Origin of the sequence: Janthinobacterium sp. SUN033 (assembly GCF_030397595.1) — a bacterium.
In the GTDB taxonomy this organism is placed as follows: domain Bacteria; phylum Pseudomonadota; class Gammaproteobacteria; order Burkholderiales; family Burkholderiaceae_D; genus Janthinobacterium; species Janthinobacterium kumbetense.
This window is the reverse complement of record NZ_JAPQNV010000005.1, coordinates 224,444-239,077: the sequence shown is the minus strand read 5'-3', so window position 1 is coordinate 239,077 and position 14,634 is coordinate 224,444. Positions and strand designations below refer to the sequence as shown.

General features: G+C 60.8%; 12 protein-coding genes. 4 read left to right on the top strand and 8 right to left on the bottom strand.

All coding sequences use genetic code 11. From position 1 onward, the window contains the following. Nucleotides 1-95: 95 nt before the first annotated feature. From OX460_RS21665 to OX460_RS21640, 6 genes are all read right to left on the bottom strand, one after another. Entirely contained in the window at nucleotides 96-2,300 is a 2,205-nt protein-coding gene (locus tag OX460_RS21665; protein ID WP_289899892.1) for a TonB-dependent receptor, read from the bottom strand. Between the two features lie 148 nt (nucleotides 2,301-2,448). Then, the gene (locus OX460_RS21660; RefSeq protein WP_289899891.1) at nucleotides 2,449-3,255 is read right to left on the bottom strand and encodes an alpha/beta hydrolase; all 807 of its coding nucleotides are present in this window, start codon (nucleotides 3,253-3,255) and stop codon (nucleotides 2,449-2,451) included. 116 nt (nucleotides 3,256-3,371) lie between these two features. Beyond that, a complete protein-coding gene (locus tag OX460_RS21655) occupies nucleotides 3,372-4,010 on the bottom strand; it encodes a TetR/AcrR family transcriptional regulator (RefSeq protein ID WP_218965280.1) in 639 nt (212 codons plus the stop codon). Between the two features lie 107 nt (nucleotides 4,011-4,117). Further along, the gene (locus OX460_RS21650) at nucleotides 4,118-5,074 is read right to left on the bottom strand and encodes a bifunctional helix-turn-helix transcriptional regulator/GNAT family N-acetyltransferase (protein ID WP_289899890.1); all 957 of its coding nucleotides are present in this window, start codon (nucleotides 5,072-5,074) and stop codon (nucleotides 4,118-4,120) included. A gap of 74 nt (nucleotides 5,075-5,148) precedes the next feature. Beyond that, nucleotides 5,149-5,577, bottom strand: coding sequence for a hypothetical protein (locus OX460_RS21645; RefSeq protein ID WP_289899889.1), 429 nt, complete (start codon nucleotides 5,575-5,577; stop codon nucleotides 5,149-5,151). A 106-nt stretch (nucleotides 5,578-5,683) separates the two neighbouring features. Beyond that, the gene (locus OX460_RS21640) at nucleotides 5,684-7,639 is read right to left on the bottom strand and encodes a PKD domain-containing protein (RefSeq protein ID WP_289899888.1); all 1,956 of its coding nucleotides are present in this window, start codon (nucleotides 7,637-7,639) and stop codon (nucleotides 5,684-5,686) included. 331 nt (nucleotides 7,640-7,970) lie between these two features. Between OX460_RS21640 and OX460_RS21635 the strand changes: the two genes are divergently transcribed. Together OX460_RS21635 and OX460_RS21630 are read left to right on the top strand one after the other, a co-directional pair. Further along, complete coding sequence (locus OX460_RS21635; protein ID WP_289899887.1) at nucleotides 7,971-9,161, top strand: hypothetical protein; 1,191 nt, start codon at nucleotides 7,971-7,973, stop codon at nucleotides 9,159-9,161. Between the two features lie 40 nt (nucleotides 9,162-9,201). After that, nucleotides 9,202-9,720, top strand: a complete 519-nt coding sequence (locus OX460_RS21630; RefSeq protein WP_289899886.1) for a hypothetical protein — start codon at nucleotides 9,202-9,204, stop codon at nucleotides 9,718-9,720. Between the two features lie 3 nt (nucleotides 9,721-9,723). On the opposite strand, the gene OX460_RS21625 is transcribed toward OX460_RS21630, so the two are convergent. Next, nucleotides 9,724-10,440, bottom strand: coding sequence for an SDR family NAD(P)-dependent oxidoreductase (locus OX460_RS21625; RefSeq protein WP_289899885.1), 717 nt, complete (start codon nucleotides 10,438-10,440; stop codon nucleotides 9,724-9,726). A gap of 151 nt (nucleotides 10,441-10,591) precedes the next feature. Between OX460_RS21625 and OX460_RS21620 the strand changes: the two genes are divergently transcribed. Next, complete coding sequence (locus OX460_RS21620; protein WP_099665267.1) at nucleotides 10,592-11,896, top strand: MFS transporter; 1,305 nt, start codon at nucleotides 10,592-10,594, stop codon at nucleotides 11,894-11,896. Nucleotides 11,897-11,952: 56 nt separating this feature from the next. On the opposite strand, the gene OX460_RS21615 is transcribed toward OX460_RS21620, so the two are convergent. After that, entirely contained in the window at nucleotides 11,953-12,381 is a 429-nt protein-coding gene (locus tag OX460_RS21615; protein ID WP_289899884.1) for an SMI1/KNR4 family protein, read from the bottom strand. A 369-nt stretch (nucleotides 12,382-12,750) separates the two neighbouring features. Here OX460_RS21615 and OX460_RS21610 point away from each other — a divergent pair, with 369 nt between their 5' ends. Beyond that, on the top strand, nucleotides 12,751-14,331 hold the full coding sequence (locus OX460_RS21610) for an isocitrate lyase (protein ID WP_034784508.1): 1,581 nt from the start codon (nucleotides 12,751-12,753) through the stop codon (nucleotides 14,329-14,331). Nucleotides 14,332-14,634 lie beyond the last annotated feature (303 nt).

Below are 14,634 nucleotides of genomic sequence, written 5' to 3'. Positions count from 1 at the left end.
AAACAGCGACAACAAACCGGCTTGATGCATATCAAGCCGGCACTTACGACCAGCGAGGCCGGACCCGGCGGGTCCAGCCCCGATAGTTGAGAACCTTAAAATTTGTAGCCTGCCTTGGCGATGATCTGGCGCGGCGGGCCATAGAAACCGTCGAGGATGAACAGCGCAGGAATGTTGTAGCCATCCGTGCGATAGCGTTTATTGCCCAGGTTGCTGCCATGCAAGCTGAAGGTCCAGTTCTTCGGCGCTTCCCAGACGACGCCAGCCGTCCACATGCTGTAGCCGCCCTGCGCCAGCACTTCGCTCAAGTCCGTGGTCGGATACACCTTGCTGCGGTAGCCGTAACCGACCATGCTGCGCAGGGCGCCGCCAAACACGTCGCGGTCCGTGCGCGTCAGGTTCAAGCCCACTTGCCGGCGCGGCGTATTGCTGAACTTTTGCGTATCCGCAATGTTCTTGCCGCCGCTCATGAACTCGTCATAGCTGGCATTGAGCAAGGCGAGGAAGCCGTTGACTTCCCACTGGCGGTTCGGCCGCCACGAGAATTCGAACTCCGCGCCTTTCACGGTGGCCTTGCCCGCATTCGTGAAGTCGCCATAGAAACCAGGCAAGCCGCCCGGCTGCACGTAGCTGGTGAAGACGGACAACTGGATATCCTTGTAGCGGTTGTAGAACAGGGCCACGTTGGCGTCGAAGGTATCGTCCGGCGCCGCGTACTTCATGCCCACTTCCAGCGCATCGAGTTTTTCATCCTTGTACGGGCGCGCGGAATCGGGCACCACCAGATTGTTGGCGCGCACGTTGTAGCCGCCCGACTTGAAGCCGCGCGACAAGTTGCTGTAGAAATTCGTCGTCTTCGACGCTTCATAGCGCACGGACAATTTCGGCGAGGTATTGCTGACCGACAAAGACTTGTCGAAATCGGCCGCCGTCTGGATCGGCCGCGTGAAGCCCACGTCGGCAAAAGCACGGTTGAGCACGATGGCGCGCTTTTCCTCGCGCGTGTGGCGCAAGCCCGCATTGATGCTCCACGCCTTGCCCACGGGCCAGGTCCAGTCCGTGTACAGCGCCGTGCTGTCCGTCTCCACCGTGCTGACGGCGGCCTGGAACTGGCGTCCCAGGAAATTGTTGTAGATGCCGCCGCCGGCCGTGCCTTCGAAACGGTACAGGCCGATCACGCCGGCGCCATAGTCGCCGCTGTAGGACGCCTGCAATTCCAGGCTTTTCTGCTCGTCACGCGAATCGCCAAACACGTCGGCGATGGGCTGCGGCAAGCCGTCGAAGTCGATGGTTTGCTCGGACGTGCTGCGCCGCTTGGCGCCGATCACTTTCACGGACCAGTCGTTCGACAAGGTGTAGTTGGCCACCAGCGAACCGCCCCGGTTGTGCGTGAAGTTATTGCCCGGCATGCCGCTCTGGATGTCATACGCATCCGTGCTGGGCGGACGCCTGAGCGGATCGAAAGCGCTCACGCCCATGCGCTGGAAACCGCGCACGCCCGATTTGTCGTCCGTGGCGTCCAGGCTCAGCACGACGGTCAAGGGGATGTCCTGCGGGAAGTAACCGACGGACAGGCGCGCGGCCGTGCTGTCCTGGTCGCTGACCTGTTCGCCGTTGAACGTGTTGCGGCCGAAACCGTCGCGGTCCAGCTTGGCAGCCGCCAGGCGCGCGCGCCACGTGCCGTTTTCGTTGGCCACGTTGAAGGCGGCCTTGAAGTTGCGCTGGTTGTAGTTGCCGAGGCCCACTTCCGCCGAAGCGCCGTTTTCCTTCGCCAGCGGACGCGAAATGTATTTGATGGCGCCGCCGATGGTGTTCTTGCCGTACAAGGTGCCTTGCGGGCCGCGCAACACTTCGATGCGCTGCACGTCGAACACGTCGAGCAGCGCGCCTTGCGGACGGGCCATGTAGACGTCGTCGAAATAAATGCCCACGCCCGGGTCCACACCCCAGACGGGGTCGGCCTGGCCGACGCCGCGGATAAACGCCGTCAGGGTGGTATTCGTGCCGCGCGATGCGTACACGGTCAGGTTCGGCACGCGCTCCTGCAAATCGGCCAGGTTCTGGATATTCGCCCGTTCCAGGGCCTTGGCGGAAAACGCCGTGACGGCGAGCGGCACGTCCTGCAGCCGCTCTTCGCGGCGGCGGGCAGAGACCGTCACGGTTTCCATGCGTTCTTTCGCATCGCTGGCTTCCTGGGCACTGACGGCAGTTGCCGGGTTGGCTTCCTGCGCCTGGGCCTGGGTGGCAAACGCGCCGGCAACGGCGAGGGCGGCGGGCATCAATTTCAAAGCAAGTTTCATAGCGTCTCCAATGTCAGGCTTGCTTACCGCCAGGGAAAACGGCCGGATTCCAGAATCGCAAGACGTAACGGTACCCGCGCGCAAAAAGCGTGCACCTGCCCTGCGATGACTGTGTTCCGGCCCCCGGCCCGTGCGGCGAGTGGCCTGTTTATTTTGAATTTATGGTAAGGAAGGACTGCAACAAGGTATTCACACGCTGCGCCTGGTCCAGGGGCGTGGCGTGGCGCGAGTTCGCGATGATCTCGATCTCGCACTGCTGAAACTGTGCGGCAAAGGCCCGCTTGCTGGCGACGGGCGTGTAATCCTGGTCCGCCGCCATGATCAGGACGGGCATGGCCAGGGCCTGGAAATGGGTGTCGATATCCCAGTGGAAAATGGCGTCCAGCGCGGCCAGGTAGGCGCGCTTGTCCATGCCCGCCATCTGCGTGGCAAAGCGCTCGACGAGGGCTTGCTGTTCAGGATCGGGAAACAGTTTTTTGCCGATGATCTTGCCCATGGCTTTCAAGCCGAAGGTGGCGATCACCGTGCGGCGCAGCCAGTAGGCAAACAGCAGCGCGGCCGGTTTGCTGCCCTGGAACGGCTGGGAATTGATCAGGCACAAACTGGCGACCCTGCCGGGGGCGCGGTTGGCCATTTCCAGGCCCACCATGCCGCCCAGGGAAAAGCCGACGATATGCGCGCGCGCCACGTCAAGCTGGTCCATCAGGTTGAAGAGGTCGTTGGCGAAGTCGCCGATCTGCCAGTCGCCGTTGGGCGCGGGACTGGCGCCATGGCCGCGCAGGTCAGGCACAATCAGGCGATGGCTGCTGCCGAGGGCGTCGATTTGCGGGCGCCAGTCTTCGGCGCAGGAACCGAGGCCGTGCAACAAAAACACGGGATCGCCCTGCCCTGCCTGTGTGCCGGGACCGAGGTCGAGATAATGCAATGGAACATCGGATGTCGTGTGACGCCGCATTCTGTCTCCTTGCTGTTGAACATGCTTTGTGTTCAGGTGCAGGAATATATTTTCCTGCTGTTGGAAAACATAATACGGAATCCGAATTCCGATTTCAAGTTAAATCGCTAAATATCTCAAGTCAGGTAATTTAAAGCAACACGGACCAGCTCATCTTCCAGCGCGGCCGCCGACAGGAAGGACAGCGAACCCGACAACACGTGCTGGTTCAGGATGCCCAGCAGCACGGGCGGCACCACCATCATCGCCTGCGTGGGATTCGGATGGCGGATGCTGGCCGACTTGCTGGCCAGCACGGCAACCGTGCGCTGCGAGATCAGATGGTTGATCTGGTGCACCTTGTCGCGGAACTGCGCATCCTGCGAGCAGCGCGTGATCAGGGCGCGCAGCACGCCGCGCCGGCCCATGTTGACGGCCACGAACATGGCCACCATGGCGCGGATGAAGTCTTCCAGGCTGCGCCCTTCCCACTGGCGCAGCTCCGTCAGGGTTTCGACCTTTTCCACCATGTCGGAAAAAAAGCGCTGCAGCAGCAAGCGGCTCAAGGTGTCCTTGTCGCCCAATAAACGGTAAAACGTGCCCACCGAGGTTTCCGCCAGTTTTGCCAGGTCGGCCACGCCGATTTCATCGAAACGGTTTTCCGCCAGCAACTGTTCCCCTACCAGCAGCAAGCGCTCGAAGGCCAGCTTGCTGCGCGCCTGGGTGGGCTCGGGTGGAACGATCAACTGCGGGAAGGGCATCGGGAAGGAAGGCATGCGGCGTCGGCGTCTCGGAATAGTGGAACCTAAGTTCCGTTATGGATGCGCGTATTGTAACGCGGGAGACGGCCGATGGGGAGCGCCGCGTGGCGCCCTCGCGTGCGCTAGCGGCCCTGCCACTCCATGTAGACGTCGGCGCGCTGGTAATGGGCGTCGCCGGCCGGCCGCGCCACGTGCGTAAAACCGCTGCTTTCATACAGGCGGATGGCGGGCGCCAGCTTGCTGTTCGATTCCAGGAACAGCAGTTGCGCGCCGCTGGCCTCGAAGGCGTCGAAGGCCCGTTCGATCAGGCGGCGCGCGATGCCCAGGCCCTGGCATTCGGGAGTGACGGCCATCTTCGACAGCTCGATACTGGCGTCGCCGGCGCGGATCAGGGCGCAGGTGCCGACGATGCGGCCATCGAGGCGCGCGAGGAAGATCTGCCCGCCAGCGTCGAGAATCGAGCGTTGCGGATCGGACAGCACCTTGTCGTCCAGCGCCTCGACATAGAAATACCGCTCCAGCCAGGCGATGTTCAGCCGCTTGAAGTCTGCCGCGTATTGCGCGGCGTAATCGATGATTTCCACGGCCGCCCGCTCGCGCAGGCGCCGGCAGGCGGCGATCGTTTCGCCGAAACCTTGCGCCTGCAGGCGCGCTTCGGCCCGGTCCAGGCTGGCCATCAGCTGCGGCGTACCGTGCTCGAAGACGCTATCGACGGCCGCGCGCACATCGTCCCACAGGGGCGCCATGTTGCGCAGCAACGCTTGCCCGGCGTCGGACAGCGCCAGCAGCCGGCGCCGCTCATCCTTGGCGTCCGGCATCTCCACCACCACGCCGGCATCGAGCAGCTTGCGCCCCAGCTGCACCACCACCGGGTGCGTCTGCCCGATCTGCGCGGCCAGGGCCGTGATCGCCGTCGGGCCGTTGTCGCGCAGCAGCAATAACAAGGGGAAACAGCGCGACGTCAGCTCGACGCCAGCGGCCAGATAGCTGGTATCGACGCCCGCATACAGTTGATCGGAAAGACGGCGCAGGCGGCTGGCCAGCATCAGGGAGCCGTAGGTTTGCAAGTTGGAAGACATGTTGGGCGGGATATATGTAAGTAGTTACGTATACCATAACGTAAACGGGCTTTCCAAGTCAAGGGCTGGCTTGCCTAGTCCTCATCTTCCGCCAGCGCCTCCTGCAGCCTGGCTTGAAACACGGTCTCGACCAGCTCTTCCAGTCCCGGCCACACCTGCGTCAGCCAGCGCTTGCCCTCTGCGCTCACCGCCACATACGGCGCATCGCGCGTGGCGCAGGCCAGGCCGATGGCGATGACTTGCCCCGCATCGTCCAGGCCGCCCGCGATCATGGCGTCGATCGGCAAGGCGATCAGCTCGGCGGTCAGATGCGGACGCAGCAGGCAGGCGGGCGCGATGATGGCGAACGATGCTTCCACGTAACTCCAGCAGTTGGTGGGCCAGTGTGCGGCTGTGACGGCGTCGAAAAAGGCCGCGTCGCCGATGGCACCCGGATGGGCTTGCGCCTGCGCATAAAAGGCGGCCAGGGCGACGAGTTGTGGCGGGGAAGTCCAGGTGGGCATGGGGCATGGAGGCAAGTGGGGCTGGCGAACGCGGAACCGAAGCCCGGCGTTCGCCATATTACATCACTGAGTTACATCATTTAGTTACATCACTGAGTTACATCACTTAGTTTGACGTGAAGTCGGCGTTATAAACGAAAGACTGGCCCGTGTCCGCCACAAAGAACTTATAGCTCAGTTTAGCCGTTGCGCCATTCGTCTTGGGCGACACCAGCGAGAAGGTGGCGCTGCTGCCGGCAGGAATGACCTGGCCCGACACCAGACCGACGATGGCCGGAACGACCTTGCCGGTACTGTCGACGGCCGTCACATTGGTAATCATGAAGCTCGTCCCGGCGGCGGCCACCTTGAAGGTATCGACCGTAAAGTTGGCCGCGCACGATCCCGAGCACGACTTCTGTACCGTCGCATTGGCGAGGTAAGGCAAGCCGGTCTTCGTCTCGACCGGACCGGCCCCATTGTCCTGCACCTGGTATAAATTGAGCAGATTCGGCGTCGCCGTTACCGTGACATTATCTTCGCCACTATTCACCGAGCCATCGTTGACGATTAATGTCGCGACATAATCACCGGCCATATCTGCGACAAATGTCGGCTGCGCGTCAGTCAGCGACGACAGCACGGCCGCACTGCCAGCAGGCTTGCTCTTCAACTGCCAGCGGTATGTCAAGACATCGTGGTCCGCATCCGTACTGCCAAGTCCCGTCAAACGCACGGTCGTTCCTGGTGCGACAACCTGATCTATGCCCGCATTGGCCATCGGCTCCGCATTGGTCGAGCTTGCAGTGGCAATAATGGTGGCGGTTGATGGTGCACTGTCGACCGTACCGTCATTGACGACAAGGCTGACGACATAGGTTCCCGGCACATTCGCCCAAAATCTGCTGACTGCCTGGCTGCGGTACAATTCGCCGGGAAACGGTTGCAGCATGCTATTTGGCGGCACGGAGATGAACGTCCATTTATAGCTGAGATTGTCGCCGTCCGCATCCGAACTGCCCCTGCCATCGAGGGTCACACCATACGCACCTGCCTGCACACGCTGATCCACCCCGGCATTCGCCACCGGGGCGGCATTCGTGGACGTCGCCGTAATCGTGACGCTCATTGAATCGCTCGATGTCGTTGCGTCCCACACACGCAACGTGGCGACATACGTGCCAGCCTTGTCGGCGATAAAAGAGGGTTTCACCAGCGTTGCGGACGACAACGTGGCAGTACTCCCCGCAGGACGGTAAGTCAGGGTCCAGTAATACGTCAGGGCATCGCCATTCGCATCGGAACTTGCGCTGCCATCAAGAATAACGGTGTTCCCCTTGAGCACGTTCTGCGCCACGCCCGCATTGGCCAATGGCCGGGCATTGCCGACAACCGCCGTCGTCGTCACGAAAGCCGGCGCACTATCGACCTTGCCATCGTTGACAACCAGGCTCAGTTCATAGGCACCCGGCAAATCCACGCCGACATACGGACGCACGGAGTTTGCATCCACGATCCGTACAGTACTGCCGGCAGGTTTCGATACCAGGCTCCATTTATAGGTGAGGATATCGCCATTCGCATCGCTGCTTGCGCTACCATCCAACATGATACCCATACCCGCAACAATGGTCATTGACTGCCCCGCGTTGGCGACAGGCGGGGCATTGGCTACCGACGCGGCAACCGTCACCGACGACAGCTCGCTGCTGATCTTGCCATCATTGACCATCAGCGTGGCCACGTACACCCCCTCCACATCGGCGGTAAAGGTTGGTTTCACGGCGGATAAGGAATCCAGGGCGGCGGCACTGGTGACGGGCTTGGAACTCATCACCCATTTGTAGGTCAATACATCACCATTGGCGTCGGAGCTGGTACTCGCATCCAAGGTCACGACGCTGCCAACCACCACGCTTTGGGCCGGCCCGGCTTGCGCGACTGGCTGCGTATTGACCACGGTGACGGGGGGAGTTACGGGTGGCGCCACGACGCCACCATTGTCCGCCGCGTCATTACTGCCGCCGCCACAGGCCGACAAGGCAGCAAAAGCCAACGCACAAAATAAAATTCTACTATTCACGTGATATTCCGATCAGGTTAATGATATTTCACTCGACCCGAATTATTCACGATAAGTAAAAAATATGATAGGCAACTGCTGAATTGAACGGCATAAAAATATATTAATTCCAGCGCCGCCTTCTTATTATCCATTTCAAGCAGAGAAAAATATCGCACCACAACCATCTAATAAAATTCATTTGTAACGATGAGTCACCACAGGAAGCCGAATTGATAAACACGAAAACAAGGACGATGCATTTTGATCGAAAAGAAATCTGCCACCATCAATAAAATCACGGGCGGCACAGGTCATAATGGCAGCTCGTCGCGATCATTTCATTCATTCCATGCCATCCTCATTCGAACACTGGAAAGCCGAACTTTTAATTTTGGGCAACATCATCCAGGACGACGACAGCACCACGCCGCCCGATGAAGCCCAGCAGCGCTTCCAGCGCTACTGCGCCATGCTCGATGCGCTGACGGGCAAGGAAGGCGCGCAATACGCACTGGCCATCTTTCAATCCGTGCAAGCCGAACACGATTACGGCGCCTATCAGATAGCCAACCGCGCCGCCTGGCGCTACGGCGAGACGGCGTATTGCATGGCACTGCTGCACGAACTGCCGCGCCTGATCACCACCTTGCCCGACTGGGCGGGCGAATTTCTCGTCGGTATCGCCAATGGCGCCGGCACGCCCCACGCCTCGGCCATCAATTGCTTCAACTCCCTGCTGGCCGGCGCGCCGCCCGCGCCTCAGGCGCTGATCACGGCCTTTATTGCCGAGGAAGAAGACGATGGCTGGTTCGGGCATTGCCCTGGCGTGCTGGGCGCCATTGCCGGCGAACGCTACGCGGGCATCATGCCTGGCCACGCTGGCGCCCCCGGCTACCAGCTGTTCCTGCTGCCCGGCGAAGCCGGCGCCCTGCCCTGGCAAGCCGCGCTCGACTGGGCCGCGGCGCGCGGCGCCTGCCTGCCCACGCGCAGCGAACTGGCCTTGCTGCACGCCAATTTGCGCGACGCCTTCCCGGATGCCTGGTACTGGTCGTCGGAAGCGGACGCCATCCTGCCCCGCCTGGCCTGGAGCCACGATTTCGATAACGGCACCCAATACAACTTTCGCAAGACCTATAGCGGCCGCGCCTGCGCCGTGCGCCGGGTCGAATTGGCGCCAGCGGCGGCCGCCCCCGTCCCCTTGCGGCAGGGCGAGCGCTATGCCGGCCTGATTCTCGGCAAGGATGGCGCGCCCGACTACCATCTGCTATTGCAGCCGGACAAGCTCGAGCCGGAGTACGACTCGTGGCAAGCCACGTCGGACTGGGCCGCCAGCCTCGGCCACAGCTTGCCGGATCGACGCGAGCAGACCTTGCTGTATGCGACATTGAAAGAGGCATTCCGGCCAAACTGGCACTGGTCGAGCGAGCCGGGCGACATCGAAGACGAAGCCTGGTGCAAGGACTTTGACACGGGCGTCGCCTATCAGACTTTGCGCGAGTTCGACGGCTACGCGCTCTGCGTGCGCCGGGTGCTTGTATAGTGCGCGTTTGCTCAGCCGAGCTGTCCCATCAAGGAAAACCATGCTGTTATCACTCGACGATCCCCTCTGGCCCACCCTAGAAGGCGGCTACCGCGTACCTTACGACGTGGCCGAGGCGCTCAAGGCCATGCAGGCGGGCGAAGACGTCTGGCATGAGCTGTGGGAAGAGCTGCACCACCAGGGCGACGTGGGCGTCGCCTCGTATGCGGCCGTACCCCAGCTCGTCGCCATGCTGGGCGGCGCGCAAGCGCGCGAAGAAGATTTCTATGCGCTCATCGCCCTGATTGAAATCGAGCGCCACCGCAAACACAATCCGCCTCTGCCGGACTGGCTGGCCGACAGCTACCGCGATGCCTGGGCGCAACTGCCCGCCATCGCCGCGCGCGACTTGCAGGGCCAGCTCGACCCCGTCATGCTGGAATCCGTGTTCGCCGTGCTGGCCCTGGCCAAGGGCAACTTGCGCCTGGGCGCCCTGCTGCTGCAGATGGACTCATCCGAAGCGGACGAGTGGCTGGAAGAGCGTCTCGGCTGGTCCGAGGTCTACGGCAAGGACGCGTAAGAGTCAGAAACGCTCGTCGCGCAGCGCGGGCATCACCAGTTCGCGCACGAACGAGGCGTTCGACAGGTTCAGCAGCATGCGCACGACGGCAACGACGTCATGCACGGGTATCAGCTCGCCTTCGCCGCGCGCGCTAGCGTCCGCCAGCGGCACGGACAAGCCATCGTAGGTATTCAGGTAACCGAGTTGCAGCGCCGTCACGGCCAGCCCCTGTTCGCGGAAACCTTCGCGCAAGGCGTCGGCGATGCCGTTCAAGGCGAATTTCGACGCGCTGAACGTCACTTCCGGGCGGCCGCTCTGGCGCAGGCCGGACGTCGACCCCGTGAGTATCAGCTGCGGCTTGTTGCTGGCCAGCAAGCGCGGCACCAGGCGCTTGAGCAGCAAGATCGTCGCCGTGATATTCGTATTGACCATGTCGACGATGGCGTCGTCCGCATCGCCGAGGAAAGCATACTCGTCGCTGAAGGCCTTTTCTTCCCACACGCCCAGGTTGTAGATCACCGCGTCCAGCGCGGCCGGCGCTGCACGCGCGATGCGTTCGACCGCCTCGGCGGGCGCCGCCAGGTCCGCCGCGATCCATTGCAGCTGCGTGCCCTGGCCGGCGGGCAAGTCGGCAGGTTGCTGGCGCGATACGCCGATGACGGCGTGCCCGTCAGCGAGCAAACCGTCCACCAGCGCGCGTCCCAGGCCCCGGCTGGCGCCCACGATCATGATGTGCATACTGTGTCCTTTGCAATGAAGTCAACGCCGATGATAGCGGCGTTGTATTAAGCACAGCTGAGGCGGCTCCCCCCTCCCCCGCATTTACTCACGCGGCGGAAATGCGTATGCTAGGTCTGGCAATCTCCCATAACACACAAGAACGAGACACATGCCTACCTCCGACACCGCCGCAAGCAACGCCGCAAGCCGTCCCCTCACCCAGCAAGACTACAAGACCCTGTCGCTGGCCGCCTTGGGCGGCGCCCTGGAATTCTACGACTTCATCATCTTCGTCTTCTTTGCCAACGCCATCGGCCAGTTGTTCTTCCCGCCGGAAATGCCGGAATGGCTGCGCCTGCTGCAAACCTTCGGCATCTTCGCCGCCGGCTACGTCGTGCGTCCGCTGGGCGGCATCGTCATGGCCCACTTCGGCGACTTGCTCGGCCGCAAGCGCATGTTCACCCTCTCCATCCTGATGATGGCCGTGCCGACCTTGCTGATCGGCCTGCTGCCCACGTATGCCACCATCGGCCTGGCCGCCCCGCTGCTGCTGCTGTTGATGCGCATCTTCCAGGGCGCGGCCGTGGGCGGCGAAGTGCCGGGCGCCTGGGTGTTCGTGTCCGAACACGTGCCCAGCCGTTTCACGGGCTTTGCCTGCGGCGTGCTGACGGCCGGCCTGACTGTCGGTATTTTGTTGGGTTCGCTCGTGGCGACGGGCTTGAATACCGTCTACACGCCGGCGGAAATCACCGATGGCGCCTGGCGCTATCCGTTCTTGCTGGGCGGTATCTTCGGCTTCGGCGCCATGTATCTGCGCCGTTGGCTGCATGAAACGCCAGTGTTTGCGGAAATGCAGCAGCGCAAGGCGCTGGCGACGGAAATGCCCTTGAAATCCGTGCTGCGCAGCCACCGCGGCGCCGTCGTCGTATCGATGCTGCTGACGTGGATGTTGTCGGCCGGCATCGTCGTCGTCATCCTGATGACGCCTGCCCTGCTGCAAAAGATCCACCACATCGCGCCGCGCACCACGCTGGTGGCCAATACCGTGGCGACCTTGTGCCTGGCCTTCGGCTGCATCATCGCCGGCATGCTGGCCGACCGCCTGGGCGGCAAGCGCGTGATCTTCGTCGGTTCCGTGCTGCTGGCCATTTCCACGTACCTCTTCTACACCACCGTCGGCACCCGCCCCGACCTGCTGCTGCCCCTGTACGCCATGACGGGCCTGTTCGTCGGCGTCGTCGGCGCCGTGCCCTACGTGCTGGTGCAAGCGTTTCCGGCCCAGGTACGCTTCTCGGGACTGTCGTTTTCCTACAACTTGTCGTATGCGATTTTCGGCGGCCTGACACCCGTGGTGGTGACCCTGATGCTGAAGAACAACGTACTGGGCCCCGCCTATTACGTGATCGGCGTGTGCGTGGTGGGCATGCTGACGGCCCTGTTCATCAAGGACCAGCGGCAGACGGTGGGACGCTAGCCTCGGGCAGCGCACGGGCTTGCCTCGTGCGTTGCAGCAACTGTCCCGGCAAGCGATCAGGAAAATAGCGATAGAAAGTCTGCAAAGGAGTTTGAAATCTTCCGCCAGTAATCATCGTCCCACAAGATGACGGATGGTGCGCCCCGGGCGCCCCTGAAATCGAGACAGAATGGACTCCCGTCACCGGCCATGCCGAAACAGATGATTTCTGTAAAATCAATGATGTCCGGCATGGCTCCCGGGCCAGTACTGCCGCTTCCAGGCTCCCCATAGCAGCCATCGCCGACGAAATACGCCCCAAGCTGCGCTGTCCGGGCAGTCAATTCGACGGCATCCGTATAGATGTGCGCCAATTCCGTCTGCAGGACGCGACCGAAAGAATCGAGCTCCTCCTTCAGCCTCACATTGCAGAATCCTGCCGCATCCCGATATCTTGCCGCAAAAGCAATATACTCGCCGGGTAAATCCATACCGTTAATCTGCATCGCTGACGTTACCTTTCACAAGCGGAGCATGATATTAAAACAAATGTACCGCTAGCCACCTTCGGGTGGCTCCTTTCGCCCCGATTTGTCGCGCTGCACCAAAATCTGAAAAGGCGTTTCACATCGCGGGATTTCAAACGGCAGACTCATCCATTAATGCTCTCACTTTTTGAAAATTCATTTCACATCCTGAAAAATTATAATTAAGTCGTTGAAAAATAACGATTAAATTTAAGTTATATGTCTTATATAAGACTTGAAGATCGGCGCGAATCGGCCTACTATTTAGTCATGCAGTTTGCTTCGACAAGACGTTGTGGCGCACTCGGCGATTTTCTCAAACATAGCTTTTCTTTTTAGGAGATTCACATGTCCCAATATCAAGACGACATCAAGGCTGTTGCTGGTTTGAAAGACCAACAAGGTAGCGCCTGGAACGCCATCAATCCCGAGTCCGCCGCCCGCATGCGCGCCCAGAACAAGTTCAAGACCGGCCTGGACATCGCCAAGTACACGGCGAAGATCATGCGCAACGACATGGCCGCCTACGATGCGGACCCATCCAAGTACACCCAGTCGCTCGGTTGCTGGCACGGTTTCATCGGTCAACAGAAGATGATCTCGATCAAGAAGCACTTCAACAGCACCGACCGCCGCTACCTCTACCTGTCCGGCTGGATGGTCGCCGCCCTGCGCTCCGAGTTCGGCCCGCTGCCGGACCAGTCGATGCATGAAAAAACCGCCGTCTCGGCCCTGATCAAGGAACTGTACACCTTCCTGCGCCAGGCCGATGCCCGCGAACTGGGCGGCCTGTTCCGCCAGCTGGACGCGGCCCAGGGCGATGCCAAGCAAGCCATCCAGGCGAAGATCGACGGCCACGTGACCCACGTCGTGCCCATCATCGCCGACATCGATGCCGGTTTCGGCAATGCCGAAGCCACCTATTTGCTGGCGAAACAGTTCATCGAAGCGGGTGCCTGCTGCATCCAGATCGAAAACCAGGTATCCGACGAGAAACAATGCGGCCACCAGGACGGTAAAGTCACGGTGCCGCACGAAGACTTCCTGGCCAAGATCCGCGCCATCCGCTACGCCTTCCTGGAACTGGGCGTGGACGACGGCATCATCGTTGCCCGCACGGACTCGCTGGGCGCCGGCCTGACCAAGCAGATCGCCGTCACCAATGAACCAGGCGACCTGGGCGACCAATACAACTCCTTCCTCGACTGCGAAGAAGTGTCGGCCGACGCGCTGGGCAATGGCGACGTCATCATCAAGCGCGAAGGCAAGCTGCTGCGTCCGAAACGCCTGCCAAGCAACCTGTTCCAGTTCCGCGCCGGTTCCGGCGAAGAGCGTTGCGTGCTCGACTGCATCACCTCCTTGCAAAACGGCGCCGACCTGCTGTGGATCGAAACGGAAAAACCGCATATCGCGCAAATCGGCGGCATGGTCAGCGAAATCCGCAAGGTCATCCCGAACGCCAAGCTGGTGTACAACAACAGCCCGTCGTTCAACTGGACCCTGAACTTCCGCCAGCAAATCTTCGACGGCATGAAAGCGGCAGGCAAGGACGTGTCCGCCTACGACCGCGCCCAGCTGATGAGCGTGGAATACGACCAGACGGAACTGGCGATCGCCGCCGACGAGAAGATCCGCACCTTCCAGGCCGACTCGGCCCGCGAAGCCGGCATCTTCCACCACCTGATCACCCTGCCGACCTACCACACGGCAGCCTTGTCGACGGACAACCTGGCCAAGGAATACTTCGGCGACCAGGGCATGCTGGGCTACGTGGCCGGCGTGCAGCGCAAGGAAATCCGCCAGGGCATCGCCTGCGTGAAACATCAAAACATGTCCGGCTCGGACATCGGCGACGACCACAAGGATTACTTCAGCGGCGAAGCGGCGCTGAAGGCGGCTGGTAAAGACAATACGATGAACCAGTTCTGAGTTGTTGGTTTGGTTGTGGAGTGAGACAGCCCGCTTTGGCGGGCTTTCTTCGCCTAGATGTTACGTAGCACGATAGGGGAATTCGAATCATGCTCTGGAAACCACAAAATAAAGTGCTTTCGATGAACTTCTGACCTGAGGATACCCTCAATTTTATTTCGGTCAGCATGAAACATATTTTTACTTATTAGCAATAGGTTTTCTCAAAAATGGGGTTTTAAAAAATCTCTTAATTTTTCTACCAAATTAAAAACCTGCTGCATTAATTACACAATCAATCGCCTAATCTGTAAGGTAATAATT